The sequence below is a fragment of the Solihabitans fulvus genome (assembly GCF_008386585.1).
In the GTDB taxonomy this organism is placed as follows: Bacteria; Actinomycetota; Actinomycetes; order Mycobacteriales; family Pseudonocardiaceae; genus Solihabitans; species Solihabitans fulvus.
This window is the reverse complement of record NZ_VUOB01000005.1, coordinates 214451-241059: the sequence shown is the minus strand read 5'-3', so window position 1 is coordinate 241059 and position 26609 is coordinate 214451. Positions and strand designations below refer to the sequence as shown.

General features: G+C 71.3%; 23 protein-coding genes. 13 read left to right on the top strand and 10 right to left on the bottom strand.

What is annotated here, in order from left to right; translation table 11 throughout:
- Positions 1-46 precede the first annotated feature (46 nt).
- The 3 genes from F0L68_RS04520 to F0L68_RS04515 form a co-directional block, all read right to left on the bottom strand.
- The gene (locus F0L68_RS04520; RefSeq protein ID WP_149848144.1) at positions 47-1294 is read right to left on the bottom strand and encodes an IS701 family transposase; all 1248 of its coding nucleotides are present in this window, start codon (positions 1292-1294) and stop codon (positions 47-49) included.
- 145 nt (positions 1295-1439) lie between these two features.
- The gene (locus F0L68_RS42140) at positions 1440-1580 is read right to left on the bottom strand and encodes a hypothetical protein (RefSeq protein ID WP_188316387.1); all 141 of its coding nucleotides are present in this window, start codon (positions 1578-1580) and stop codon (positions 1440-1442) included.
- Positions 1581-2062: 482 nt separating this feature from the next.
- The gene (locus F0L68_RS04515) at positions 2063-2452 is read right to left on the bottom strand and encodes a VOC family protein (protein WP_149848109.1); all 390 of its coding nucleotides are present in this window, start codon (positions 2450-2452) and stop codon (positions 2063-2065) included.
- 150 nt (positions 2453-2602) lie between these two features.
- Here F0L68_RS04515 and F0L68_RS04510 point away from each other — a divergent pair, with 150 nt between their 5' ends.
- Both F0L68_RS04510 and F0L68_RS04505 read left to right on the top strand, forming a co-directional pair.
- Entirely contained in the window at positions 2603-3553 is a 951-nt protein-coding gene (locus F0L68_RS04510; RefSeq protein WP_149848108.1) for a glycosyltransferase family 4 protein, read from the top strand.
- Between the two features lie 26 nt (positions 3554-3579).
- Positions 3580-4350: a PIG-L deacetylase family protein gene (locus F0L68_RS04505; protein ID WP_149848107.1), complete on the top strand. Its 771-nt coding sequence runs from the start codon at positions 3580-3582 to the stop codon at positions 4348-4350.
- 16 nt (positions 4351-4366) lie between these two features.
- Here F0L68_RS04505 and F0L68_RS04500 read toward each other — a convergent pair whose 3' ends face one another.
- Entirely contained in the window at positions 4367-6325 is a 1959-nt protein-coding gene (locus tag F0L68_RS04500) for a KedN5 family methylcobalamin-dependent radical SAM C-methyltransferase (RefSeq protein ID WP_149848106.1), read from the bottom strand.
- Between the two features lie 325 nt (positions 6326-6650).
- Between F0L68_RS04500 and F0L68_RS04495 the strand changes: the two genes are divergently transcribed.
- From F0L68_RS04495 to F0L68_RS04460, 8 genes are all read left to right on the top strand, one after another.
- Positions 6651-7556 (top strand): hypothetical protein, encoded by a 906-nt coding sequence (locus F0L68_RS04495; protein ID WP_149848105.1) that lies wholly within the window; start codon positions 6651-6653, stop codon positions 7554-7556.
- A gap of 17 nt (positions 7557-7573) precedes the next feature.
- A complete protein-coding gene (locus F0L68_RS04490) occupies positions 7574-8818 on the top strand; it encodes a cytochrome P450 (RefSeq protein WP_149848104.1) in 1245 nt (414 codons plus the stop codon).
- 644 nt (positions 8819-9462) lie between these two features.
- Positions 9463-10440, top strand: a complete 978-nt coding sequence (locus F0L68_RS04485; RefSeq protein ID WP_223198485.1) for a ParB N-terminal domain-containing protein — start codon at positions 9463-9465, stop codon at positions 10438-10440.
- A 57-nt stretch (positions 10441-10497) separates the two neighbouring features.
- Positions 10498-11628 (top strand): beta-ketoacyl-[acyl-carrier-protein] synthase family protein, encoded by a 1131-nt coding sequence (locus F0L68_RS04480; protein WP_149848102.1) that lies wholly within the window; start codon positions 10498-10500, stop codon positions 11626-11628.
- Positions 11625-12491 (top strand): beta-ketoacyl synthase N-terminal-like domain-containing protein, encoded by an 867-nt coding sequence (locus tag F0L68_RS04475; RefSeq protein WP_149848101.1) that lies wholly within the window; start codon positions 11625-11627, stop codon positions 12489-12491. The genes F0L68_RS04480 and F0L68_RS04475 overlap by 4 nt, the downstream gene beginning before the upstream one ends.
- Positions 12488-13279, top strand: a complete 792-nt coding sequence (locus tag F0L68_RS04470; RefSeq protein ID WP_149848100.1) for an alpha/beta fold hydrolase — start codon at positions 12488-12490, stop codon at positions 13277-13279. The genes F0L68_RS04475 and F0L68_RS04470 overlap by 4 nt, the downstream gene beginning before the upstream one ends.
- A gap of 5 nt (positions 13280-13284) precedes the next feature.
- Complete coding sequence (locus F0L68_RS04465; protein ID WP_149848099.1) at positions 13285-14172, top strand: thioesterase family protein; 888 nt, start codon at positions 13285-13287, stop codon at positions 14170-14172.
- Complete coding sequence (locus F0L68_RS04460; protein ID WP_149848098.1) at positions 14169-14867, top strand: 2-hydroxychromene-2-carboxylate isomerase; 699 nt, start codon at positions 14169-14171, stop codon at positions 14865-14867. The genes F0L68_RS04465 and F0L68_RS04460 overlap by 4 nt, the downstream gene beginning before the upstream one ends.
- Here the strand turns inward: F0L68_RS04460 and F0L68_RS04455 are convergent.
- Genes F0L68_RS04455 through F0L68_RS04445 form a run of 3 tightly spaced genes read right to left on the bottom strand, consistent with a single transcriptional unit; the run spans position 14847 to position 19431 of the window.
- Positions 14847-17192: a CoA transferase gene (locus F0L68_RS04455; protein WP_149848097.1), complete on the bottom strand. Its 2346-nt coding sequence runs from the start codon at positions 17190-17192 to the stop codon at positions 14847-14849. The two genes, F0L68_RS04460 and F0L68_RS04455, sit on opposite strands and share 21 nt — an antisense overlap.
- The gene (locus F0L68_RS04450; RefSeq protein ID WP_149848096.1) at positions 17176-18258 is read right to left on the bottom strand and encodes an acyl-CoA dehydrogenase family protein; all 1083 of its coding nucleotides are present in this window, start codon (positions 18256-18258) and stop codon (positions 17176-17178) included. The genes F0L68_RS04455 and F0L68_RS04450 overlap by 17 nt, the downstream gene beginning before the upstream one ends.
- A 12-nt stretch (positions 18259-18270) precedes the next feature.
- A complete protein-coding gene (locus F0L68_RS04445; RefSeq protein WP_149848095.1) occupies positions 18271-19431 on the bottom strand; it encodes an acyl-CoA dehydrogenase family protein in 1161 nt (386 codons plus the stop codon).
- A gap of 38 nt (positions 19432-19469) precedes the next feature.
- On the opposite strand from F0L68_RS04445, the gene F0L68_RS04440 reads away from it, so the two are divergent.
- Together F0L68_RS04440 and F0L68_RS04435 are read left to right on the top strand one after the other, a co-directional pair.
- The gene (locus F0L68_RS04440; RefSeq protein ID WP_223198484.1) at positions 19470-20219 is read left to right on the top strand and encodes a class II aldolase/adducin family protein; all 750 of its coding nucleotides are present in this window, start codon (positions 19470-19472) and stop codon (positions 20217-20219) included.
- Between the two features lie 20 nt (positions 20220-20239).
- Complete coding sequence (locus F0L68_RS04435; protein WP_149848094.1) at positions 20240-21784, top strand: AMP-binding protein; 1545 nt, start codon at positions 20240-20242, stop codon at positions 21782-21784.
- A 126-nt stretch (positions 21785-21910) separates the two neighbouring features.
- Here F0L68_RS04435 and F0L68_RS04430 read toward each other — a convergent pair whose 3' ends face one another.
- Genes F0L68_RS04430 through F0L68_RS04420 form a run of 3 tightly spaced genes read right to left on the bottom strand, consistent with a single transcriptional unit; the run spans position 21911 to position 25074 of the window.
- A complete protein-coding gene (locus F0L68_RS04430; RefSeq protein WP_149848093.1) occupies positions 21911-23155 on the bottom strand; it encodes a condensation domain-containing protein in 1245 nt (414 codons plus the stop codon).
- The gene (locus F0L68_RS04425) at positions 23142-23591 is read right to left on the bottom strand and encodes a cupin domain-containing protein (protein ID WP_149848092.1); all 450 of its coding nucleotides are present in this window, start codon (positions 23589-23591) and stop codon (positions 23142-23144) included. Before F0L68_RS04425 ends, F0L68_RS04430 begins: the two co-directional genes overlap by 14 nt.
- Positions 23581-25074, bottom strand: a complete 1494-nt coding sequence (locus F0L68_RS04420) for an NtaA/DmoA family FMN-dependent monooxygenase (RefSeq protein ID WP_223198483.1) — start codon at positions 25072-25074, stop codon at positions 23581-23583. The genes F0L68_RS04425 and F0L68_RS04420 overlap by 11 nt, the downstream gene beginning before the upstream one ends.
- Before the next feature lie 15 nt (positions 25075-25089).
- Here F0L68_RS04420 and F0L68_RS04415 point away from each other — a divergent pair, with 15 nt between their 5' ends.
- A complete protein-coding gene (locus F0L68_RS04415) occupies positions 25090-26517 on the top strand; it encodes a class I adenylate-forming enzyme family protein (RefSeq protein ID WP_149848091.1) in 1428 nt (475 codons plus the stop codon).
- The last annotated feature ends 92 nt before the right edge of the window (positions 26518-26609 follow it).

Below are 26609 nucleotides of genomic sequence, written 5' to 3'. Positions count from 1 at the left end.
AAGATCTTCAGGACACTTCTAGTACTCCAGCCGTAGATCGTGATCTTCATGGTTGCTGGAGTGATTGTCGCTGGTAGTGGGCTTGCTGGGCTCGGTATTGGTGTCGCCTGCGCCAGTATGAGCAGCTCAGGACGTGCCGGATGTTCGTGGTCGGGGTGAGCACGAGTGCGTTGTAGAGATGACGAATCTCGTTGAGCGTCAAGGGAATCAGCCCTACCGGGGCGGGGCTGGCGCGGGCGGTGACAGTGGTGATGGCCAGGAAGAGGTGCGCGAGCAGCACGAGGGTGGTCCAGCGGTACCAGGACGTCCAGGTGCGGACCTGGTGCTCGTCCAGCCCGGTCTGCCCCTTTGAGGTCTGGAAGGACTCCTCGATGCTCCACCTGCGCCCGGCGACCCGCACCAGCGCGGTCAACGGCGCCCGTTGCGGCGCGTAGCAGCGGTAGTAGGCCAGCTCGCCGGTGCGGCGGTTGCGTCGGACCAGCAGCCACCGGTGCCCGTCGGGCGCGTCGTCACCGGTGTCGGTGATGGTGATCCAGGCCCAGTCGTAGAACCGGTGCCCCTTGGCGCCTTTCCCGGCGGACAGGCGTTGCCAGGCGCGTTTGGGCAGCCGCGCAACGAGTTCATCGGACCGGCAGGTGCCAGCGGCGGTGCTCACGCGGTGGTCGCAGGCCACCGCCAGCACGTATCCGACACCGCGTTGCTCCAGGTCGCCGCGCAGGGCCGGGTTGCCGCCGTAGACCTCGTCGCCGGCGACCCACCGGGCGGGCACGCCGCCGTCGAGAGCGCGCAGGATCATGCGTGAGGCCAGCGCGGGCTTGGTCGCGAACGTCGTGTCCTCGGGTATCCCGGCCGCCGCGCACCGGGCGGTGTCGCCGGTCCACGAACGCGGCGGATACAGCTCACGGTCGATCAGCGTGTGCCCGGCCGTGGTGGTGTAGGTCAGGAACACCCCGACCTGGGCGTTCTCGATCCGTCCGGCGGTGCCGGTGTACTGCCGCTGGACCCCGGCCGAGCAGCTGCCCTTCTTGACGTCCCCTGTCTCGTCCACGACCAGCATCGCGTCGGTGTCACCGAGGTGTTCCACCGCGACGTCCCGCACGTCGTCGCGCATCTTGTCGGCATCCCACACCGCCCGTGACAGCAGATGCTGCATCCCGTCCGGCGTCGCGTCGCCGGCCTGCTCGGCGATCGTCCAGCAGTTCTTCCGCGGCAGATCCGACAGCAGCCCCTCCACGAACAATCTGGCCCGCCGACGCGGCTCCACCCGCGCGAACCGGCCCGCCACCCGCGCCATCAGCCCGTCGAGCTTCTCCTGCCAGCCAACGGGATCCACACCCGCTGCGGGGTCTACGTTGGTGCCTGCGGCCACCACCTGATCTTGAGTTGTCCACACAACTGCTCATGATCGTTTGGTGGCCGCACTCGCCTTCCGGCACCCCTCACCAGCCAAGATCACGAAGTCCGGCTGGAGCTAGGTCGCGCCGCAGTCCCGCGGCGACGGACCGCAAGGCGGGCAGGTCGTCTGCCTCGGCGGCCGCGATCCAGTCCGGCAACTGGTTGTCGCGCAGCTGGGTCATCATCCACGGCCGCGTAGCTCAGCCCCCAGATAGCGGCCACCACCACGGCGAGCGCGATGTGACGAGGCCGCATGCGAATGTCCTGAACCATGTCGTCGCGTGATCAGGCGCGAACTAATAATACACGTTCAAGCTAAACGCGGCAGGCGCCTCCTTAAATACCATCAACGGCACTGAACCGGGCTACCGCAACCATGGTAGGCGAACCCCGTGGACGCTCACATAGTTGACACGGCCTCGGTTGGCGCGTGCCGCAACAAGAATGTACCTCTATTGGCTGTTCACCGCGCGGTCGCCACGGGATTCCGTCACCCCTCAACCACGGTCTCGCCGTTGAACGCCATGACCTTCCGGCTTTCGCGACCTTCTGCTCATCCCTGGCTCCATCACATGCTCGTGGGGCAGCACCCAGACCACTGCGGCGGTGAGGACGGTGCACGCCTTTCTGACCGACCTCCTGGGCTCGCGTGGCTGATTGTCGATCTTCACGCGAGTGGCCTGCCCACCTCCCAATGGTGGCCGAATGGATCGACGAATCGTCCGACACGCCAGCCATGATCCTCGGAGACCGTCGCGACTTCCGTGCCGCCGGCCGAAATGGCCTTGGTGAAAACCGCGTCCGGGTCGTCCACGGTCACGATCATCCGGATCAGCCCGCCGGTCCGCGCCTGGTCGATGTCCGGATCCTCCTGCACCCAGAATTCCGCCTGGTCGATAGCGAGCTGCGCGACAATGACGCGACCGGTCTCCTCGTCATCGAGGCGATAACGCTCCACCGCGCCGAATGCGCGAGTATAGTATTCCACCGCTCTTGATCCGTCATTCACCGGGATCCACGGTGCGATCGTCGTTCGGTTGGCCTGGGCCTCAGTCATGGCAGCTCCCTGCTGTTCGCACGCTCTGGTCCGTACAGGCTCAGGTCACTAGCCTATCGTGCTGTGATTTCGTTCCTTTGGACGGCCTCGTCGACGTGGGACGAGCCGCTGCCGCTGATCCCCAGCGGTGGGGGTGCGGAGGTATGCACCGTGGGCCAGTGCCGCGAACTGGACCGACGTGGCGTGGCGAACCGGATAGTGACCTTCGGAATGGGCGCCGCCGACGGTCGCGAATTCGCACCGGATGTCACGTTCGCCGACTACGCGAGTCCGCAGGAGTTGGGCCGGCTGGACGATTCGTCCTTTCTGGTGACCGAACCGCTCGACCTGCCGGCCGAGCGGCCGGCGTACCAGATCCTGCACGGCCTGCCATACGTCGGCCTGAGCAAGCAGTACTACCGTCACGCTCTCAGCAACCGTCGGCTCATCGCGCCCAGCCGGGCGGCCGCGCGTATCTGGATGGACTATCTCGGCATTCCGGAGGATATGATCGCGGTCATGTACCCGTTCGCCGAGGAGTGTTTTGGCGCGCAACCGGTCCCGCCGCGACCACCGGGGCCGGCCAGAGTGCTCTTCGCCGGCCGTCTGGCGGCGGAAAAGGGTTTCTACACGTTCCTCGAGGCGTTGCACCATTTCGTTGGCAAGGACTTCGTCTTCACCGCGGTGCTGACCGGGACCCGCGGCGACCAGTATCCACTGATCGAACCCCTGGCCAGGGCGCACCCGATGCTGACCATGCTGCCTGAGCGTTCCCGCCAGGAAATGGCCGAGCTGCTGGTCACCCAGGACGTCGTGGTGATGCCGGGGCACAGCACCCTGCGCCCGGAGTCGTTCGGAACGCTTTCGGTCGAGGCGCAGCACGCTGGCTGCCGGGTGGCGGCCGGCGATCTGGGCGGCCTGCCGGAGACCGACTGCGGCGGGTTGGTCCTGTTTCGGCCAGACGATCCGACCTCGTTGGCGCACGCCGTCCGCCGGGCCGCCAGGATGGGCCGGCTGACCAGCGTCGACCGGGCGAAAGCGATCGAGCGATTCACCGTCGCGCAGTCGGTCGACCAGTTGCTCGCCATCCGCGAAGCCGACCTTCCGATGTACGCGGGCTGAGTGGATTTCCGAATCGGGGAGCCGAGATGCACATCTTTGTGTCGCCCCACCTCGACGACGCGGTCCTGTCCTGCGGCGCGACGATAGCCAAGCTGACCGCCGCGTCCGATGACGTGCGCGTGGTGACGGTCTTCACCGGCGAACCCACCACGCTGTCTCCGCTGGCGAAGGCCATGCACAGAATGTGGGGTCTCGCCGGGGTGCGGGACCGAAGGAACGAGGACGTCCAGGCGTGTTCGGTCGTCGGCGCGGACTGCGAGCACCTCGGATTCCATGAGGCCCTCTACCGGGTCGACCCCGCCGGAAAACCCTGCTATGGGCGCCTGCGGCTGCTCACCGGTCCCGTCGCGGCCCAGGACGATGCCGTGCTGGCGAGGATCGCGTCGACCCTGACCGAGGTGTTCGAGCGGTGGCCCGGTGCAGGCATCCACGGACCGGCAGCGGTGGGGGACCACGTCGACCACGCGCTGACCCGCCAGGCCGTGCAGTTGGCGCTCCAACGCCCGCTCCGGCCGGGGGACCACCGACTCCAGCTCTACGAGGACCTGCCCTACGGCTGCCGCGCGACGGGCACTGCCGGCAAACCACCGGGCAGGGAGGTCCTGTCGGCCTGCTCGGCGCGCTACCGGGACACCAAGATCGCCGCGGTCGAACGGTATGCGACGCAGCTGGATCTGCTGTGGCCCGAACGGGACTGGGCGCGGGAGCTGTCCGAGCACTCGGCGCGGATCGGTGCTGGGTGCGGCGACTACGTCGAGCGGTCGTGGCTGGTCGACCACACGGGGGTCGGTTCCTGACCGGCGCAGGCCGGGCTCAGGCGCGTTCCATCGTCGTCGCACGGGTGAACTCGACCCCGCCGGGGGCGCGGACGGTCGCCGGAGGCGCGTCGGGCGCGGCCGGCTGGCCGATGAACTGTGCCGTGAGCTCGTGGTTGTCGAGATGGTTGGCGAATCCCGCCTTGAACCACAGGTCGGTCACCCATCGCTGGGCCGAGGGCGGGTCGGTCGCGCCGGCGGCCATCGCCGCCAGCGCCCCGGGAACGTCGTGCTGGAAGGCCACATCGCGGCGGACGTAGTAGGTGGTGTGCCCGTCGCCGACCATCTCCAGGTCGGTGCGCGACGCGGGATCGTAGAGCGGCAGTGTGCACAGGTCGTACTCGAACAGGTCGGTGAGGAACCGCCGCGCCGCCTCGGGCGTCCTCGGTTCGATCTCCTCGTGCCACCACTGCCGCAGCAGCCGAGGCACCTGGTGGTCGGTGTGCAGGTGCCGCAGGAACGCCAGCACAGCGCCGGGCTGACCGATGGCATGGTCGGCCAGGTTGAGGCCGGCAGCCGAGGGATCGGTGCTGCGCCGGAACCAGTCGGCCATGCGCAGCAGGACCCAGGACTGCCGCAGCCCAGCGAGGTCGTGCAGTGGCGTCCAGATGGTCCGCAGGACGAGGTTCTCGGCGATGCCTCGGGCCCACAGCACGAACCGCTGCATGCGGTTGTTGTCGGCCAGGCTGATGTCGGGTGTCGCGGCGACGTAGTCGTAGTCGTCCTGATCGCCCCGGACGGTGACCAGGCCGAGCGCGTCGCGGTTGGCGGCATAGGCGGTGTTGGGCAGCACGAGCAGCGGGTAGACCGCGATGCGCGGCACGAGCCGGGCCAGGCGGTCGTAACCGTCCAGAAAGGACTGATAGGTCTCGCCGGGAGCTCCCCAGATCAGCTCGGCGTAGGCGTCCAGACCGGCGGAGCGCAGCCAGCGAGCCAGTTCCTCCCAGTCGTTGAGCCGCATGTTGCGCCGGTGCATGCCCTGCAGCACATCGTCGTCGAGGGTTTGCAGGGCGAGAGTGAAGGAGCTGGTCAGGCCGTGTTCCTTGAGCGACCGGACGATCTGGTGGAAGATCGCGGACTTGTTCTTGGCCCAGGACGTCTCCAGTGCCCTGGGAAAGCCGGATCGCTCGCGTATGTGGATGACGTCCTCGACGAACTCGAGGTCGGCGGGCAGCATGCCGAAGTTGGCGTCGCAGAGCACGACGGTGTGGGCGCCGTGATAGGCGAGCAGGTCGAGTTCGGCGCGCAGCCTTTCCCTCGGGAAGCCCCGCACCTTCTGGGCGATCGCGCCGCCCCAGTAGCAGAATGCGCAGTGGTAGGGGCAGCCGCGGTTGGTCTCCATGAGCGCGACGTCGTAGCGGAACCGGCCGTGTCGGTCGTGCAGCGGTATCGCGCCGGTGAGAAACGGTGACGGGACAAGGGAGAGGTCGCTGATCGGGTCGGGTTGGGCGGTGGTGACGACGACGCCCTCGGTGTCCCGGAAGGACAGTCCCTCGACGCTGGCGAGGTCGGTGGCGGCGTGCCCTCGCAGGTACGCCAGCAGCAGGTCGCGGAAGATGAACTCGCCCTCGCTGTTGACGATGATGTCGATCTCAGGGTGCTGGCGCAGCAGCCGGTTGGCCTGATGGGCGACGTGCGTCCCGCCGAAGACCACCCAACCGGACGGGTTGAGCTGTTTGAAGGTCTGGGCGATCGCGACGAAGGACCGGAAGTTCCAGCCCAGCACCGAACAGGCGAGGACGTCCGGGATCTGGTCGGCGAAAAGGTCGTGGCATATCGCCAGATTCCCGGCGGCACCGCCGAAGTTGAAGATCTCCAGCCGCATGGCCTCGTGGATGGCCTCGTCGGCGAGCGCGGTCGCCTTGAGGTAGCCGGCGGCCAGGGGCATCGACTCGATCGGCATGTCCCATGCGCCCCGCTGGACCAGCCACACGTGGCGGCGTGCGCCGGCGCTCATGTCCCCGACCTCGTCGGGAAGGTGATCCGGACGCGTCGCGTGGCTCCGGGCGACATCGACCGCGTGTCCGCGACCAAGCGCACCATTTCGGCCTCCCGGCTGCGGGACCAACGAGGGCTGGCGACACGCCCTAGCGTGAGCGGCCGCCCAGTTCCACTTTCATCGGCTGGGACAGAGAATCGGCGATGCTCCCGGTGGCGTCAAGCTGCGTTTGACCGCACTGCCGCCTCGGCTCATAGTCGAGTGTGTCTGGCGACAAGGTGTGCATCTGCGCAACTTCCGCAGATGCACATCCTTTGTGGACACTGCGCGAAAACGAGTGAGTATGAACGGTGTCTTCACCCTGTGGTCGGCGCCCAAGCGGGAGCGCTCGCCCGAGTTTTCACCGCTTGACCTCCTCCTGCTGACCCTGTCGGTCCGGGAGTGGCAGCGGTGGAACGGCCGCGCGATTCTCTACTGTGACCGGTGGTATGCCGACTGTCTCGACCGCATCGGCCTGCTGGGGCTCTGGGACGAGGTCGACAGCACGACGATCGAGGACGCGAGCGCGCTGGATGTCGACGCGACGACGTTCTGGACGGCCGGGCGGCTGCTCGCCCTCGCGGACGCGGCCGTCCCCTTCGTGTCGCTCGACTGCGACCTGATCACCTGGCGCGGCCTCGCCGAGGACTGCTTGCCCGGCGAGATCATGGTCACGCACTGGGAGTCGACCGAGCAGTCGCCGTGGTATCCGTCCCCGGGCGAGCTGCACCGGCCGGTGGCCTACCGGTTCGACGCGCGGCGCGACTGGTCGCTTCGCGCCGCGAACGTGAGCCTGGCGTACTTCGGGTCCGACGCGGTGCGCCAAGCCTACGTCGAGGAGGCCCTGCGGTTCATGGTGGGCAACCCCGGCCGCCCTCGGCCGGAACTCGGCGTCGCCCCGGAGCTGCTGTTCGCCGAGCAGCGCCTGCTTCCGCTGATCGCGGGGGAACACGGCGTCCCCGTCAGGGCGCTGGTCAACGCCACCTGGGCGCCGGGGCAGGACAGGTTCATCAGACACGACCAGGCGCCGGTCTGGGAACCGCTGCGCGTCACCGGTCAGCACGCCGGCATCACGCACGCCTGGTTCTACAAGGCGCGGCTACAGCAGCACGACCCGCGACGGCTCAGGCTACGCGGCGAGCTGGCCCGCAGGCTGCAAGCCAACTACCCGGACGTGGCGGACATCCTTGCCCGCCAGCCGGTCAGCTGACCGAGGGGACGGACACCATGCCTTCCGTGACCATGGGGCTCGCCGACCCCGCAACGTACGCGGACGGTCCGCCCCACGCGGAGTTCGCGCGGCGACGGCGGGAGGCGCCAGTGGCCTGGGTCGAGGGCGTGCTCCTGGAGCGTCACTCGGGCGGCAGCGCGATTGTGCAGCGCCAGGACGGTTACTGGGCGGTCACCCGGCACCGGGCCGTGATCGAGGCGTCGCGGGCGCCCGAGGTGTTCTCCTCCTCGGCGCGCGGGCCCTTCCTGGCCGATCCAGTGTCCCGAGGCGACCTGGAGCGCAACCGCCAGCTGCTGGCCGGCATGGACCCGCCGGAACACACCCGACTGCGCCGGGTGGTCACCTCGGTGTTCACACCGGCAACGGCACGGCGGATGCGGGAGTCCATAGTGGACCACGCCGCACGCGTCGTCGCCAGGGCGGTGGCCGGACACGAGGTGGACGCCGTGGCGGCCATCGCGGCCGAGCTTCCGCTGCTGGTGCTCGCCGACCTGCTGGGGATTCCGCGCCAGGACCGGGGGCTGTTCCTCCAGTGGAGCAACCACCTGATCGGGTTCGACGACCCCGCGTTCGGGGGCGGCGACGTGGCGGTGGTCAACCGGACGTTCGTCGAGGCGTTCGCCTACGCCATCGAGGCCGGCAGGGCCAAGCGCCGGCGGCCGGCCGAGGATCTGGTGAGCCGGCTGGTGACCGCGGAGGTGGACGGGCGGCGACTGACCGAGACGGAGTTCTGCCACCTGTGGCTGTTGCTCGTCGTGGCCGGCCACGAGACGACGCGTCATCTGGTCAGCGGCGGACTGGAACTGCTGGCCGGCCGGCCGGATCTGTCGAACCAATTGGCCGGCCGGCCGGATCTGATGGCGGGCGCCGTGGACGAGATGCTGCGCTGGGTCACGCCCATCATGCAGTTCCGGCGCACCGCCCAGCGGGAGGTGGAGCTGGACGGCACGCGGATCAGTGCCGGCGACAAGGTGGTGCTCTACTACATTTCCGCGAATCGGGACGAATCGGTGTTCGTGGACGCGGATCGATTCGATCCTGGGCGATCGCCCAACCCGCACCTCGCATTCGGAGTTGGCCCACATTTCTGCCTCGGCTCGCATCTGGCGCGCCTGGAGGCGACCACTCTCTTTCAGGAGCTGGCGCCGCATCTGGCCCGGTTGCGCCCGACCGGGCCGCCGCTGCGGCTGCGATCCAACTTCATGAACGGGCTGAAGACCCTGCCGGTGACCTTCGGCTGACCGTCGATCTTGGCGCGGTCGGTTGTTACTGCGCGCTGCGCGCACTCTGTCTGCGTACGATATTTGCGCTACTTGCGTAGTGTATTCGCAGTACTCCTCGGCCGGTGAAGCCGGCGGAGTGAGGCAGCGTGCCATGTTGTCGATCCGCGGGCAACGTGTTTATGGGGCGGCGACATTGGTGGTCGTATCACGGCACTTTCGCTTCTGAAGGAAGCATGAGCGTCGGTTTGCTCAGGCATGCCTCACGTTACCGTGTGTGTCCGGCGTATGCCCCTAAATAGGAGACTGTCTGGTACTGGGAAAGAGATGGTTGCCGGTTGCCAGGGGAGGTCTTAGCCTGGGGGAAGGTCCACGCCCGACGGAAAATGGGGGAGGGTGAAACTAGGGGGAGAGTACAGGCCCTTCGGGAAACCGCTGCGCATGACGCTCGACAAAGATCGGCAGCATAGTTGCCAACGGTGTCGCGCTGCGCATTTCTCCGACAATTTCCGAGTTTATGGGGCAGTCTCAAGATGGACGAAAAGGACGTCATCGCCGCGCGCAAACCGGACTCGATCGTTAATGGACACTTACGTTCTCCGCACCTTTCTGTCATACGGAACGGCGACACGGAGACTGATTGTGTCGAGCTGTCGATAAGCTCGTTGCTGCCTGCCGACTCGCCCCGGCTCGACGGGGAGGACGAGCAGCACACCAAGATGCTCGCGGACGCCGACGCTGAGCTGCCGCCGATCCTCGTGCACCGCGAGACGATGCGGATCGTCGACGGGATGCACCGCGTGCGGGCCGCCATGCTCCGGGGCGAGGAGACGATCAGGGCGACGCTGTTCGACGGCAGCGTCGAGGCCGCGTTCGTGGCCGCCGTCGAAGCCAACATCAAGCATGGCCTGCCGCTGTCGCTGGCCGACCGCGAGGCGGCGGCGGCTCGGATCGTGGCGTCCAACCCGCTGTGGTCGGATCGGGCGATCGCCCTGGTCTCCGGCATCTCCGCGAAGACCGTCTGCGCCATCCGCCGGGGAGTCACGGCGGACTCCCGTCAGTCGACGAGTCGCATCGGGCGCGACGGCCGGATAAGACCGGTCAACGGCGCCGACGGCCGCCGACGGGCATGCGAGTTCTTCCAGCGACGCCCCAACGCGTCGCTGCGGGAGGTGGCCAGGGAGGCCGGCATCTCCCCGGGCACCGCCAGGGATGTGCGGGCACGGATGAGCAGGGGCGAGGACCCGGTGCGGCCTCGGCAGAGCGCGAGCGGCCAGCGGCACGAGCCGGTCACTCCCGAGCGGCAGCTGCGCCGCGGTCTCCCGGCCGGGCGGGTCAGCGATTTCCGGGACCGGGCGACGCTCCTGCGCAGCCTGCGCCGCGACCCGACAGTCCGCTTCACCAACAACGGGCGCAGCCTGCTGCGCTGGCTGGAGTCCCACGCGATCGGCGTGGAGGGCTGGGCCGAGCTGGCCCCATCGGTCCCGCCGCACTGCGGGTACGTCATCGCCGACCTGGCCTGCGCGATCGCGGAGGAGTGGCTGGAGGTCGCTGAGAGCGTGCGCGGCAACGCCGAGCGACAGGCGGCGCCGCCAGCCGACGAGGCGGCGGCCGCGCCGCTCAACGGGGTCGAGGAGCGATGAACCCGGCCCGCGGGCGGCGTGACGGCCGGGTGGGCGTCCCGGGTCCGGGCTGACACGATGGCTGTGATCGCGGCCAGCGCGGTCCGGACGTGCCTGGGCGACGGCGCACGGACCTTCGAACGGCTCCTCTCCGGTGAATGCGGCGTCGCACCGCTGCGCCACGTCGATGCCGCGCGGCTCAACGTCTCGCATGGCTACCCCGTCCTGGAGCGCGGCGATGCGGTCGGGGAGCCGGCGTTGCGGGCCACGCGGTGGCTGGTCGAGTGCGTAGCCGAGGCTCTTTGCTCGGCGGGGCTGGCCGCACCGCCGGGACGGGTACCGGTCATCGTCGGCACGGGCCTGCGGGAGTTGCGGGCGGCGGAGCGGTGGGCGCTGGACGGCGAGCCGCTGCGCGCCCAGCAGCTGCACTTCGCCGCCGCGGTCGGCGAGCTCTCCGCCGCGCTGCGACCGGTCGTGACGGTCAGCAACGCGTGCAGCGCCTCCGGGCACGCGCTGGCCCTGGCGCAGGACATGGTGGAGCACGGCGAGGCGGAGATCGTGGTCGCGGCCGGCACGGACGCGACGACCGCGTCCATGCTCGCCATGATCGGCAGGGTCGCCGAGCGGCCGACGGACTCGGTCAGGCCGTTCGATGCCGCCCGCACCGGTGTGTTGCTCGGCGAGGGTGCCGCGGCCGCCGTGGTGGCCGGGGACGGCTGGCGCGGCCCGGTGGCGGCCGTCCTGCTCGGCACCGGGATCTCCTGCGACGCCTACCACGAGACCGCGCCGTCGCTGGCGGGGATCTCGGGGGCCATGCGGGATGCGCTCGCCAGAGCCGGTCGCCGCCCGGCCGACGTGGACGTGGTGCTGTGCCACGGCACCGGCACCGTGCTCAACGACGCCACCGAGGCGCTGGCCATCCGAGAGGTGTTCGCGGATGCGGGCGCCGGCCCGTGGCTGACCGCGGTGAAGGGCGCGATCGGCCACACCTCCGGCGCGTCGGCGCTGATGAGCCTCGACGTGGCGGTGCGGTGCCTGGATAGCGGCCGGGTGCCGCCGGTCGTCGGGCTGCGTGAGCCCCTGCCCGAGGCGGACGGCCTGCGCCTGGTCGCCGGCACGTCGGTGCGCTGCGCCGCCAGGGTCGCCCAGATCAACGCGTTCGGCTTCGGCGGCGTCAACGCGGTCACCGTGATCGAGGCCCGGCCATGACAATCGCGGTCACCAGCTGGAGCGTGTGGCTGCCGGGGCTCGGGCCGGCCGAGACGCTCGGCGGCTGGTCTCCCGGTCCGGCGTGCCGACCGGAGGAGGCTGGGGAACTGCTGGGCCGCAAGGGCTTGCTCAACAAGGAGCCGGCCACCCGGCTGGCCCTGTGCGCCGTGCACCGGGCGCTGGGCCTGCCCCCTGGGCACCGCCGCGGCCGCGGCGCGCCACCCGACCCCGACACAGCGGTCGTCGCCAGTTCCAACCTCGGCAACGTGCACACCACCTGCGCCGTCGCCAGGGCGGTGCGCGACCAGGGTGTGCGGGGCGTCAGCCCGCTGGACGCGCCCAACGTCTCCAGCAACGTCATCGCGAGCTCGGTGGCGATCTGGTTCGGCTTCGGCGGGCCCAACCTCATGGTCTGCTCAGGACACCCGTCGGGGCTGGACGCGATCGCCCTCGGCGGGCTGCTCCTGGCCAGCGGCCGGGCCCGGCGGGTCGTGGCGGTCGGCGTCGAGCCGGACGACCCGATCGCCGCTGCCCTGTGCGCACCCGGCCCGCCGCTGCGGCAGGCGGCGGCCTGCGTCGTGCTGGAGCCCTCCGGCGGCATCGTCCTGGACCGGGTCACCGAGGCGGCCGGTCCCGTGTTCCGCGACGAGGCCACGCCGACCATCGTGATCGGCCCGGGCGGCGACGGCGCGCTCGACCTGACCCGGCGGCTCGGCCACACCTATGGGGCGCTCGGCGTGTTGCAGGTCGCCGTCGGCGCGGCCCTGCTGCACGAGCGCGGCGGCGCCGCGCGGATCGTCTGCGGCGACCCGACCGATGGCTACCGCACCACCCGGCTGACCAGTGCACGGACGGCATCATGATCGACACACCGCCGCGAGCGCACGTGCTGTCGGACGGCACGCCGGGAGGGCCCTGCGCGGTGTTCGTGCACGGCGTCGAGGACAGCTGGCGCACCTGGGGGCGGCTGGCCGACAGCCTCGGGCCCCGCTGGCGGTCGGTCGCGCTGGACGTGCCGTGGCGAGCCGGCAACGACTACCGGTGGCGCTGGTCGGGCGCGCCCTCGGACTGGGTGGGCGCGGGCCTGGACGCTCTCGACGAGTCGTCGTTCGTGCTGGTCGGCCACTCGTTCGGGGCGAACGCCGTGCTCGGCCGGCTGGCCGGCGGTGAGCGGCGCGCCAACGCCGCCGTGCTGATCTCGCCGTTCTTCCGCCCGCCGGGCGCCGAGGTGACCTGGCGGACCTTCGACAGGTCTCGGGCGGCGTTCGAGCGTCAGGTCCGCGACGGCATGCGGATGCGGCTGCGCGGCATGGCCGAGGAGGACGTCTTCGAGCTGATGCTCACCCGCACCTGCGAGCGCATCGGCCCGATCGGCTTCCTCGCCGCGTTCGAGCAGTACGTGGCAAGTGGCCACCTGTCACTGTCCTGTGTGGACATACCGGTGCTGGTGCTGTGCGGGGAGAACGACCCCGTCACGTTCCGTCCACACGCGGAGGCGTTGGCGCGGCGGCTCGCGCGGGGCATTGTTGCCGGTGAGAAGGATTTCGACCATTTCAGCCACCTTCGCCGTGCGCCCGACGTGGCACAGGCAATCGAGGAGCTCATCGGCGACCGAGGCCCACGGCACGACGTACGTCAGCAGGGAGCGTGAGGGCGATGCGGGCGGTGGAGGATCGGATCACGACGTCCCGGCAGCGGCCGAGGCACGCCAGCGCGAACATCCGCACCTGGATCGGCTTCAGGCAGTTCATGAGCCTGGTCGAGGAGGCGGTGCTGTGCTGGTTCCGGGAGTCCGGGTACGGGCCGCAGGAGCTGTACCACCGCTACGGCCTCGGCCTGGAGATCATCGACAGCTCGGTGCTGCTGCCCGCCACGCTGGAGATCGACGACGAGGTGGACGCGGAGGTCGGCTGGGTGGCGCCGGGCCGGTTCAGGGTGCGGCTGAGTGTGGTCAGGGACGGACGGCCGGTCACCGCGCTGCGCGGCCGGGTCAGCGTCGCGCTGGTGGTGGAGCGCGACGACGCGGTGCCGGCGGCGCTCCCTCCCGCGCTGGTGTCCCTGATCGTCCCGAACGTGAGGGCGGCCGCCGACCCGGTCGGCCCGCCACGCGGGGAGGGGCCGTTCAACTGGTTCTGGCGCATGCGCTACTTCCACTGCCACTACTCAGATCGCGTGCAGCACGGCACCTACGTGCAGGCCCTGGAGGAGGTGGTGGACCGGTTTCTGGCCAGCCGCGGCCTTGCCGTGCCACGGCTGCTGGACGAGCGGGGCTGGATCCCGGTGGTCTCCAGGGCACGCGTCCGGCTGCTCGCCGACGCGCACATGGGCGATCACATGCGCACCACGTTCGTGGTCGGCGACATCGTCGGGGACCGCGCGTTCGACGGCCGGATGGACTGCTACACCCTGGGTTCCGGCGACCAGCGCCACGTCGCCACCGCGACGATTCTGCACGGCTACGCGATCAGCGGCGGAGTCGGCGCCGGCACGCTCGCGCGCCTGGACCCCGCGACGATCGAGGCGCTCACCAGGGGCCGGCAATGAGACGCGGGCCCAGGCTGTTCTTCTCGTTCCGCAGCCCATTCAGTTGGATGGCGATCACCAAGCTGGAGCGCTCGGTCCCGGACCTGCACAGCCGGGTCGAGTTCATCCCGTACTGGGAACCGGACGAGCGCACCCGGGCCGAGCTGGCCGAGCGCGGAGCCGACCTGCACTACGCGCAGATGAGCAAGGCCAAGCACCTCTACGTGCTGTACGACACCCGCCGGGAGGCGGCCCGGCTGGGGCTGCGCATCGTGTGGCCGGTGGACATCGACCCCTGGTGGGAGCTGCCGCACCTGGCCTGGCTCGCCGCCCGGCGCATGGGCCGGGCAGCCGAGTTCTACACGGCGGTCATGGCGGCCCGCTGGGAGCACGGCGAGGACGTGTGCGAGGCGGCCGTGGTGCGCGAGCTGGCCCGGCAGGTGGGGCTCGACCCCGACCGGCTGGTTGGCGCGACGGAGGTCGAGGACATCCGTGCGGAGGGCGTCGACTGCCTTTACGCCGCGTACGACGACGACATCTTCGGTGTGCCCTACTTCCGGATCCGTCGCGAGCGCTACTGGGGCCTGGACCGGGTGGACGACTTCATCGCCGAGCTGGGCTCCGACGAGCCGCGATCGAGGCGCCCCGCGACGGCCGCGCGCGGGGAACGGGTGCGGGCCGCCGTCGACAACGACTCAGCCGGCGGCTGCGGCTGATCCACCCCCGCTGCGCCGCCGGTGCGGCTGGCGGGGGCTGGTGCCAACGGCCCGCGCCGCGCGCAGCGCGGCGATCCGGTCGGCGGGCAGCCCGAGCCACTCGGTCAGCACCTGGTCGGTGTGCTGGTCGAACAGGGGCGCGGGCAGCGGGCTGGTGAGCCGGCGCCCGTCCAGCCGGCCCGGCACGGCGAGGTACCCGCGGCGCCCGACCACCGGATGGTCCAACTCCGCCACCCACTGCCGCAGCGTGCCGTCGGCGTGGCGGTCGCGGACGCTGCGTACGGGCTCGGCCGCCGCGCCGGCCGCGCGCAGGCTCGCGACCACCTCGGCGACCGAGCGCCGCGCCGCGTCGCCCGGGTCGCCGGGCGGGCCGCCGTGGCGGTCGACGAAGGCCACGTGGCCGTCGGCCGCCGCGAGGATGCCGGAGCGGGTGGCGCCCGGTTCGGTGTTGCCCGACCTAGCCGGCTCGCGGCCCTCGCGGGAGGCGAGCACGAGCCCCTCGCCGAGGTGCAGCCAGAGCGTTTCCTGTTGGGACAGGTCGATCCAGTCGCCTCGGCCGTGCCGGGCCCGCCCGGCGAGCGTGGCGAGCACGGCCACGGTCCCGTGCACCCCGGCGACCGCGTCCGGGTAGTAGGTGCTGCTGGCCCGAGCGTGCTCGCAGGGGTGGCCGTAGCGGGCCGCGAAGCCGCCCATGCCCTCGGTCAACATGCCGTAGCCGGCCATGTCGCGGTACGGGCCAGTGCTGCCCAGGGCGGGCATGGTGATCACGACGAGCCCTCGGTCGACCTGTTCGAGGAGGCGGCGGGTCAGGCCGCGCCTGTCCAGGGCGTCGGAGCTCAGGTTGACGATCAGCACGTCGGCGACGCCGGTCAGGCCGAGGAACACCTCGGCGCCCTCGGGTGTGGCCAGGTCGACCGAGATTCCGCGCTTGCCCCGGTTGAGGCTGTTGAACTGCGCCGAGGCGTCCCAGGTGCACGCGTCGGGATCCACGCCGTCGGGCACCGGCACGCCGAGCTCGCGCCACCGGTGCCGGGTGCGCCAGCCGTCCGGCCGGTCGCCCACCTCGACGCGCACCACGTCGGCGCCGAGGCCGGCGAGGAACCGGCCGGCGAGCGGCCCAGCCCACGCCAGGGTCAGCTCCGCCACCCGCAGCCCGGCGAGCGCTGGCGGCCTCGGGGTCGGGGCCGAGCGCGGCCGGTCGGGGTCGAACCACTCACCATCACCGTCCATTGTGGACAGCCAGGTTTCGGTGCCCAGGTTCGGCCGCCGGCCGCGCCACGGCCGCACCGCGACGCGGGCCCCGGTCGCGCCCGGCGCGGTGTCCTGAGACGGTGTCGCTGGTGGCCCGGGACACCGCACCAGGCCGAGGAAGCCGCGCTCGCGCAGGTGCGGATCGGCCAGCGCGTCGCCCGCGGTCAACACCATCCCGGCCGCCCAGCCCGACCGCAGCGCCGCGGCGAAGATCTCCCGCCTTGAGCGGGCGAGATACCAGGGTCGCAGCTCCTCGGCGAGCAGCTCTCGGTTGGCCCAGCGGCGCGCGAACACGAAGCGCGGATCGTAGGGCAGCTCGGGGCGGCCGTACACCTCGCACTGCCTGATCCAGTCCTGCGCCCGGACTGTTCCCGGGATCACGTGGCCATCGGCGCAGGCGAAGACCCCGGACGGATAGGTGCGCGCCAGACGGCCGGCGTTGCGCCGGCGCTCCTCGGGGTCGTCGCCGCGGCCGGAGGTGAGCGTGTAGAGATCCGCGGCCACGTGCGACTCGAACGCCGACAGCAGCGCCTCGTCCCATGTGACCTCGGCGCGGCCGGCGTGCGCGGCGAGGCCGGCGAGCACCAGCGCCGCCGCGTACGCGCCGGCCAGGTACTGCGACTGCCAGCCGGGGAAGCGCAGCGGGTGGCCGCTCTCGTCGGCGCTGACCGCCAGCAGCCCGGACGCCGCCTGCACCAGCAGCTCCTCGGTCGGGCCGGACCCTGGGGTGACCGTGACGATCAACGGGCCGCCCGGCGGCTGCTCGCCCAGGGCCGGCGATCCGTCGTCGAGCACCACATCCGCCCAGCGCAGCGCCGCGGCGAGCCCGCGCCTGGTGACCAGCCGCTTGCCGGCGTTGAGGTGGACGAAGACCGGGCTCGGCCGCTCGAAGGGCAGGTCGTCCACCGGGAGCTCGCGGGCCGGGTCCCCGCCCGGCGGCTCGGCTTTCACCACGGTCGCGCCCAGCATCGCGAGCAGGCGGCCGGCGAACGGGCCGGCGACCCCGGTCGCGAGTTCGAACACCCGCAGCTCGCGCAGCGGTCCGGTCGTCCCGGTGTCAGCCGTGTGGCGCATCGTCGGCCTCCAGCAGCTGCGCGGCCAGCTCCGCCAGGTGCGCCGAGGACGACGCGTCGAACGACCGCAGCCACAACGCGCGGCGGTACCAGCGGTGCACGGGGTGTGCCCAGGTCATCGCGATGCCGCCGAGCACCTGCATGGCGTGCTCACAGGCGGCCAGCGCGGCGTCGCGCCCGGCGACCACGGCGCAGGCCACCGCGCCGTCCACCTCGGCCGGTGGAGTCAGCGCGGACTGGTCCACCAGCCACGCCGCGCGGTAGGCCAGGGTGCGCGCCAGCTCGGTGGCGAGATAGCTGTCCGCGATTCGGAACGCGACGCCCTGGTAGGAGCCGATGGGGCGGCCGAACTGGGTGCGCTCGCGCGCGTGCCCGGCAGCCAGGTCGAGTGCGCGGGCCGCCACGCCGACCGCCTCCGCGGCCAGCAGGGTCAGGGTCCGCCACCTGATCAGCCCCAACGCCTCGCGCGTCGCGGCGCCTGACTCCGTCAGCGGCCGGACCGGCGCGTCGACGCAGCGCAGCCGCGACAGACGCCGCAGTCCGTCCAGGGATCGGGTCGGCGTCACGCTCACCCCGGGGCCGGTGGGGGAGGCGCTGAACAGCGCGACGCCGTCCGGGGTTTCGGCGCTGAGCACGACCTCGGACGCGCTGGCGAGGTCGGGGACGAGCCGCTTGGTGCCGGACACCCGCCAGGCGGCGTCGGGCGAGCGGACCGCCCGGCAGGCGGACCTGCTGGCGGTGTCGCGCAGCGAGCGGCAGCGCTCGTCGTACCAGGCGAACGTCCGTGGCACCGGGGTGGCTGGAGTGGTCGGGGGCAGGCCGAGGGTCGACCACCACGGCGTCGGGTGCAGCACGTAGCCGGACTCCTCGGCCAGCAGCGCGAGCGTCGTCAGGTCCAGCTCCGGGTCCAGCCAGCCCATGCGCACCAACGGATCCCAACCGTCCACGGCGTGGCCGTACGCCGAGTCGGCGAGCTCCGCCACCCGCTCGGGCGGGTAGCGCGTGGCCAGGAACGCGTGCGCCACCTCGCGGAACTCCTCCTGTGCCGAGGTCGGACCGAACTCCATGACCGTGCCCCCTCACCGCGACCGGGGCAGCCCGGCGACGCGCTCGGCGACGATGCCGCGCAGGATCTCCGACGTGCCACCGGCGATGGTGTCGCCCCGGCTGCGCAGCAGCTGGGACTGCCAGTAGCCGGACCAGAACGCGTCCTCGGCGTCGAGCGCGGCCTCTGGCCCGAGCAGCTCCCAGGCGAGTCGGGTGAGCCGCTGGTGCGTCTGCGACCAGTGCAGTTTGAGGATCGAGGTCTCCGGGCCGGGATCGCCGGTGCGGGACAACCGGGTGAGCGCCCGGTATCCGGTGTAGCGCAACGCCTGTAGGTCGATGTGCAGCCGCGCCACCGAGGCGCGGACGTCCGGGTCGCCGGCCCGCCCGGTGGCCCGGACGGTGGCGAGCAGCCGTTCGAACTGGACGCGCAGGCGGGCGCTGAGGGTGATGGCGAAGGTGCCCCGCTCGTGCGCGAGGGTCGTGAGCGCGACCGGCCAGCCGCCGCCGACCTCGCCGAGCACGGCGTCCTCGCCGACGGACACGTCGGCCAGGGTGATTTGGCTGAAGTTCGACTCGCCGTTGATCTGCCGCAGCGGCCGCGTCAGAACGCCCTCGGCGCGCAGGTCGACAAGGAAACAGGTGAGCCCCCGGTGCCTGGCGGCCGGCTCGCCGGTGCGGGCCAGCAGCAGACAGAAGTCGGCGACGTGGGCGTAGGAGGACCACACCTTGTCCCCGTTGATCACGTACCCGTGCGGGACGGCGTCGGCGCGGGTGCGCACCGCGGCGAGGTCCGAGCCGGCCTCGGGCTCGGAGAACCCCTGGCAGAACAGGTGTTCGCCGCGCAGGATCGGGGTCAGGTGCCGGCGCTGCTGCGCCTGTGTGCCGAACCGGATCAGCGTGGGCCCCACCATGTTCAGGCCGATCACGTTGAGCTGGTCGGGGGCGCCGGCCAGCGCGCACTCCTCGGCGAAGATCCCCTGATAGGCCGGCGGGAGACCGCGGCCGCCGTGCTCGGCCGGCCAGGTCAGGCCCGCGTAGCCGGCCTCGTGCAGCGAGGTGCTCCACGCCAGCAGCCGAGCCAGGTCGACTTCCGCCGGGGCGCCGTCCACGGGGCCGGACGGCAGCCGCTCGCCCAGCCATTCCCTGAGCCGACGGCGAAAATCCGCCCGGTCGGGCGTGTCGTGGAGGTCCATGACCGCACGCTAGCCAGCCCGATGTCGGCGGAGCTACGGTGCGCGACGTGACCCGGCAGCAGCGGTCCCCGGACGAGGAACGGCTCCACCGCAGGCAACGGCTCGCCGCCGCGCTGCGGATCTTCGCCCGGCTGGGGTATGACGAGGGCGCGGGCGGCCACCTGACGGTTCGCGACCCGATTCGGGCGGATCACTTCTGGGTCAACGGGTTCGGCCAGTACTTCGGCCACATCCGGGTCAGCGACCTGCTACTGGTGGACGGCCACGGAACCGTGGTGCGGGGCGAGGGCGAGGTGAACCCGGCGGGGTACGCGATTCACTCGCAGATCCACGCGGCGCGGCCGGACGTGGTGGCCGCGGCGCACTGCCACTCGACCTTCGGGCGCGCGTGGTCGACGCTGGGCCGCCTGCTGGATCCCCTCACTCAGGACGCCTGCGCCTTCTTCGAGGATCACACCCTCTACGACGACTACTCCGGCGTGGTCCTCGATCCCGAGGAGGGCAAGCGGATCGCCGCCGCGCTCGGCCCGGCCAAGGCGGTGATCCTGCGCAATCACGGCCTGCTCACGGTCGGCGGCGGCGTGGCCGAGGCGGCGTGGTGGTTCGTGTCGATGGAGCGGTGCTGCCAGGCGCAGCTGCTCGCCGAGGCGGCCGGCGAGCCGGTCGTGATCGACCCCGACAGCGCCCGGGCCACCAGGGCCACCATCGGCGTGTCGGCGATGGGCCGGCTGAACTTCCGGCCGATGCTCGCTGACATCATGCGCGCCCAGCCGGATCTGCTGGGCTGAGAGCGTCTTCGGAGGTCACCGTGGCGCTGCTGCTGGCGGAGGCGGCCCGGTCGCGGGGCGGCGAGGCGGCGATCCGGGACGAGCGGCGGACTCTGGACTGGTCCGGACTCAACCGCGCTGTGAACCGTTGGGTAGCCCTGCTGCGCGCCATCGGACTGTCCACAGGGGACACCGTCGCGGTGGTGTCGGGCAACCGGGTGGAGGTTTTCGAGCTGCTGCTTGGCTGCCTGCACGCGGGGTTGACCGTGGTCCCGGTCAACTGGCAGCTGACCGCCGAGGAGATCGCCCACCTGCTGGCCGACTGCGGCAGCCGCGCGGTTGTGGTGGACGAGGACCGCGCCGACGTCGTCGCGGCCGCCATCGACCTGTCCGGCGTGGACGGTGTGTCGCGGCTGGTCACCGGTCGCGCCAACGTCTCCGGATTCCGCGCGGTTGAACCACTTGTGGCCGAGGCGGACGACGCGGAGCCGCCGGAGCAGCGCTGCGGCTCGATCCTGCTCTACACCTCGGGCAGCACCGGCACGCCGAAGGGCGTGGTGAACGGCGCGTTCCGGGTGGCGGCCCCGCTGACCGAGGTCAGCCGTCTGCTGACCTACGCGGCGAAGGTGCTCGGCGTGCCCTCCGATTCCAGGGCCCTGCTGGTCGGGCCCTGGTATCACTCGGCGCAGCTCTACTTCGCCCTCCTGCCGTTGCTACGCGGGTGCGAGCTGCTGATCAGGCGGCGCTTCGAGGCCGAGGAGACCCTGAGGCTCATCGACGCCGAGCGGATCGGGGTGTGCCACCTGGTGCCCACCCAGTTCGTCCGCCTGCTGCGGCTGCCGGACGAGGTGCGCCGGCGCTTCGGCGGCGGGAGCCTGCGCCGGGTCTGGCACGGCGGCGGTCCGTGCGCGCCCGAGGTGAAGCGCCGGATGATCGACTGGTGGGGTCCCGTCGTGGTCGAGTACTACGCGGCGACCGAAGGAGGCGTGGTGACCCTCATCGAGGCCGCCGAGTGGCTGAGCAAGCCGGGCAGCGTCGGCAGGGCGGTCCCGCCGACCCGCATCCATATCGCCGCGCCCGACGGCACGGAACTCCCGGTGGGCGCAGTCGGCCGGGTCTTCTTCCGGCGCGGGCGCGCCCAGGACTTCCACTACCGGCGCGATCCCGAGCAGACCAGCGCGGCCCACCTCGCGCCCGGCGTGTACACCTACGGCGAACTCGGCTACGTCGACGAGGACGGCTACCTGTTCCTGACCGGGCGGGCCAAGCAGCTGATCGTCTCCGGTGGGGTCAACATCCATCCGATGGAGGTGGAGGCGGCGCTGCTGGCCCACCCGGCGGTGCGGGACGTGGCCGTCATCGGGATACCGGACGAGGAGTTCGGTGAGCGCGTGCTCGCCGTGGTGCAGCTCTGCGGCGGCCTGATCGGCGACACCGAGGCAGCCGAGGTGCTGGCGCGACACTGCCGGGAACGGTTGGCCGGGTTCAAGGTCCCGCGCGCCTGGCGAGTGGTCGAGCGCCTGCCAAGGGACGACGCCGGCAAGCTCCGCCACAACGACGTGCGCCGGGCGCTCGGGCCGCGGTGAGCACCGGCGGGGGCGCTGTGCTCCGGCACAAGGACAGGCAGGGGACAAGGGTCACCCACGGAGCCCGCCTGCGTGCAAGATATGTGCAACTACGTGTGATTGGCAAAGGCCAGGATTTGGCCGCCGTCAGCCAGTGATCTCGGCGCCGATCTGGTCGATGGCGGCGCGGTAGCCGGCGGCGAGCCGCTCGGCGAGGCCACCATCGATACGCTCCGGCGCGTACTGCACCAGCACCCGCAGTCCGCCGTGATGGGACACCACGGACAGCTCAAGATCGAAGCGGCTGGCCAGTTCCGGCGGCTGCACGGTGACCTCGACGCCGGCGACCGTGGTCGGCGCCGGCAGGTCGGGGAGCAGTTGGAACACCACGCCCTCCACCCGCCGTTCCACCTCGGTGTCGTCGGTGGGCGGCAGGAAGTGCGAGAAGGCCTGGTGGGCGAGGGCGTCGTTGACAGTGGCGCTGGTCCGCCGCAGCAGGTCGGCCAGCGGCGCACCGCGCTGGACGCGGGTGCGCAGCACCAGCAGGTTGGCCAGGGAACCGACGGTGCGCATCACCTCGGGCCGCACCCGGTTGGCGAACGGCGCGGAGATCGCCAGGTCCGTGTCGCCGCATTCCTGGTGGATCACCCGGTAGAACAGGGCGAGGAGCACGCTGAACAGCGTGGTCCGCCCCGCGCGGGCGATATCACGCAGCTGCTCGGCCGTGGCCGCGTCGATCTCCAGCGGAATCGTGCGAACGCCGGGTTCGGCAAGCACGGGGTTCGCCGCGAGTCGCGCCAGCCTTGGCGCCCTGACCTGGGCGAGCTGCCGCTGCCAGTACTGCAGGTCGGTCCTGGCCCGCTCGACCGAACTCGGGCGCCGCTGCCACCGCGTGTAGTGCCGGTAGCTCCAGCCGGGGCACGGCAGCGGCGCTCCGGCGAGCAGGGCGACGAACTCCTCCACGAGGACCCGGCAGGACCAGGCGTCGGTCACCAGGTGATGGGCGTTGAGGCAGAGCAGGTGGTCGCGCTCGCCGAGCGACCAGAGCGTCACCCGCAGCGGGCACCGGGTGGGATCGATCGGCTCGCGCACCTCGGTCTGCACGCGCCGACGCAGCTCCTCCTCGGTGGCCGGGCCGACCGAGGCGATGGCCACCGGCTCCGCCTGGTGCACCAGCTGGGTGAGCAGGCCCCGACGGCGGGCGAAGGTGGTCCGAAGGCTTTCGTGCCGGGCGACCAACTCGTCGACAACCGGCTGCAGCACGTCGGGGCCGGCCCGCCCGCGCAACCGCAGCAGCAGTGGATAGTTCAGGTTGCCCTGGCCGCCGTGGAACCGGTTGACCAGCCACAGCATCCGCTGGCCGACCGAGGCCGGTTCCTCATGGACGATCATGGCCGGCGAACTCGGCGGCCGGCGTCGGGGCCAGGTCCCTCGGCCGGTACTTGGTCTGCCGGCCGGCCGCGACGAACAGGCTCTGCCCCGGCTCGTACACGTCGCTGGTGTGCCAGGTGCCCCGAGGGTTGATCAGGGCCTGGCCAGGCCCTAGCTCGATCGTGTGGTGCTCGCCGTTCACCTCCTGCACGATCGCCGACCGGCCGGACAGCTGGACCACCAGCTCGTCGCCGCCGACGTGGCACTCCCAGTGCCGCCACGTCTCGGCCAGGGACACGATGCCGACCAGGCGGCGCTCATCGCGTTCGGCGGCGAAGGTGCGCAGGTAGCCCCTGAGGTAGTCGGAGGTCCAGGAGAATCCCGGCAGCGGCAGCGCCCTGGCGCCGGAGCCCAGGTGCACGAATGTCGTGGAAAGGTCGAACGGCTCAGCCGCCATGACGGTTGCCTCCGTTGTTTTCGGCGGCTCGCACGTAGCGGGTGACGCCGCTGCCGAAATAGCGTTCTCGCAGTGTTCGCTCAGCTGTGTCATAGCTCTTTCGCGCCAGGCCGCGACGCTGTAGTTCGGGCACCAGGAGTTCGCACAGATCCCGGGTGCCGAGTGTAGGCGGGCACGGCATGAGATTGAACCCGTCGATTTTCGTCCGTTCGAGCCACATCTCCATCCGGTCGGCAACCTGCTCAGGAGTGCCGAACAGCATGAGCCTCGCGTGCGGGTTCGGCCGGCGCGGCGTAGCGACGTGTTCTCGGAGGTCGCCGACCGTGAGTTCGCGACCCGCGCCGGCCTGCCGGAGAAAGTCGGTGACCGAACGCATCTGGCCGGCCGGCAGGTCCGACAGCGGCGCCTCGGCCGGGTACGAGGCGAGATCCAATCCGGTCCAGCCGCACCATTTCGCGGTCAGCCCGCCCCGGCTGCTGAACCTCTCGTACTCCTCGGCCCTGGCCCGCGCCTGCGCGGCGTCCTCGCCCAAGATGAGGCACATGCCCTGGAGGATCCGCAGCCCTTCCGGGTCGCGGCCCTGCCGCCGCGCGCGGTCGCGCAGGTCCTCGACGCGTTCGCGGCCCTGCCTGAACCCGCTGAGCGCGACGAACACCAGCTCGGCGTGCCGCGCGGCGAAGGTCAGCCCCCGGTCGGAGGATCCCGCCTGGTAGAGCACCGGAGTGCGCTGCGGCGACGGCTCGCACTGGTGCGGCGCGGACATCCGGTACCACCGGCCGGCATGGTCGACGCGATGCACGCGCGCCGGGTCGGCGAAGGTGTCCGAGGCGGCGTCGTGGCGCACGGCGCCGGCCTCCCAGCTGTCCTCCCAGAGCCGCACGACCAGGTCCAGGTACTCGTCGGCGCGGTCGTAGCGCTCGTCGTGCGGGCACTGCTCGGCCAGCCCGGTGCCCACGGCCAGCCGCAGATCCGAGGTGACGATGTTCCAGCCGATGCGCCCGCCGGTGAGGTGGTCCAGGCTGGAGAACAGCCGGGCGCACTGGTACGGCGCATGATACGAGGTGGAGTAGCTGACCGCGAAACCCAGGTTCCTGGTGGCGGCCGCCGCTGCCGGGATAACCAGCACCGGATCTATCGCGGGCACCTGAACGGAATGCTGGATGGACGGCGCGGGTGAATCCTGGTACACGTCGTACACGCCGTGAATGTCCGCGAAGAACAGCGCGTCAATACACGCGCTCTCCAGCTGTTGGGCCATGTTCACCCAGTAGTCCAGCGACCGGTAGCCGAGCGCCGACTGATCCTCGGGATGTCGCCACATCCCCTCGAACAGTGGCGCGGGAATGCATTGGGTGAGAACGTTCAGATACATGGCACGCACCTCTCCCCGAATTGCGTCGAAAGCAGGGCTTCGGTGACCGCAGGGAATTCTCATCGCCGATGGCGGACGGTACCGGATATTCTGCTCGACTGCGTCGAGCACAGGCCGGACGTCGCGGTGCTCGCCGACACGGCCGGCGGGGAGCTCTCCTCGGTGCGGCTGCTGGACCTGGTGCGGCGCGGAGCCTTCCGCCTGCACGCGGAGGGCGTGCGGCGCGGCGGGTTCGTCGCCGTCGACACCACCTCGCTGACCTGGCGGGAGGTCGCGATCGGGTACCTGTCGGTGGTGTGGCTCGGCGCTGCCGCCGTGCTGACCGCCGGCGAGGTCAGCGAGCGCAGCGCCAGGGAGCTGGCGGACGTGTCGGTACTCGTCCGCGGCGCGGGCCGGCGCTCGGCCGGCCCGGCGTGGCTGTGCGTCGAGGAACTGATAGCCGCCGGCGGGCACTTCGGGGCGCCGCTGGCCGAACCCGACGACCTGCTCGACATCGTGTTCACCTCGGGCACCACCGGCTCACCCAAGCCGGTGGCCTCCCGGCACACGCAGTGGACCGGGCTGGTTCGCCCGGAGATCCTGGCCAGCCAGGTGCGCCGGGTGGTGGCGCACACCGGCATCCCGGTCGGCGTCTCCGGCGGGCTGCACGGAGTCCTGCTGCACCACCTCGCCCGAGGGGTGACCAGCCGCTGCGCCCCAACCGCCGCGGCGCTCGCCGCGAGCTGCCGCGACCATCCGGCGGACGAGCTGCACCTCACCCCGCACGCGGCCAGCGGCGTCGCCCGCGTGGTGGCGCCGCGGGAGCCGTGGGCGCGGCGGGTGGTGATCATCAGGGTGGTGGGCGGCCCGGTGCCCGAGGCTGTGGCCCAGGCGCTCGCGGAGCGGTTCACGCGGGCCAGAGTGGTCTCTGTGTACGCCCTGACCGAGGGCGGCGCGGCGCTGTGCGTGAAGGTGGTGGGCGGCGGTCACCGCGACTCGGTCGGCCGCCCGGTCGCCGGCACCGAGGTGCGGGTGCTCGACGCGGACGGGCGAGAGCTGCCGGCCGGGGAGGTCGGCGAGCTGGCGGTCCGGGCCAGCGGCACAGCGCCGCTGGCCTACTTCCGGGACGAGTCGATGAACCGCGACTGGTTCCCCGGCGGCTGGGCGCGCAGCGGCGATCTCGGTTTCGTCGACCCCGGCGGCGAGGTCCGGCTGGTCGGGCGGGTCAAGGAGCTGATCTTCCTGCGCGGCGGCCGGCTGCCTCCCGAGTACGTCGAGGAGATCCTGTTCCGGCGAATACCGGAGGAGGTGGAGTTCGCGGTCGCGGGCGTGCCGACCGCGGGCGGCTGGGACCGCATCGCGGTCTTCCTGCGCGGATCGGACTCCAGCCCGGAGATTGGTGAGGCGAAGCGACGCCTGGCCGACATGACGGGCCCGTTCCGGCCACAGATCGTGCGGGTCGTCCCGGAGATCCCGCGCGCCCCGTTCGGCAAGCCGCTGCGCCGGGTGCTCACCCAGGACCTGGTCACGAGCGTCGACCAGGTGACGCGAAGACCAACTGCTGATTCTCCCTAGTTGCACACCTCGGCGCGCTTGCCCGGCCGATCCGGCCGCTGCCAGTCTCGTTCGGGCCGACCGCGAATGCCGCCGATGGTGGGCCATGACCT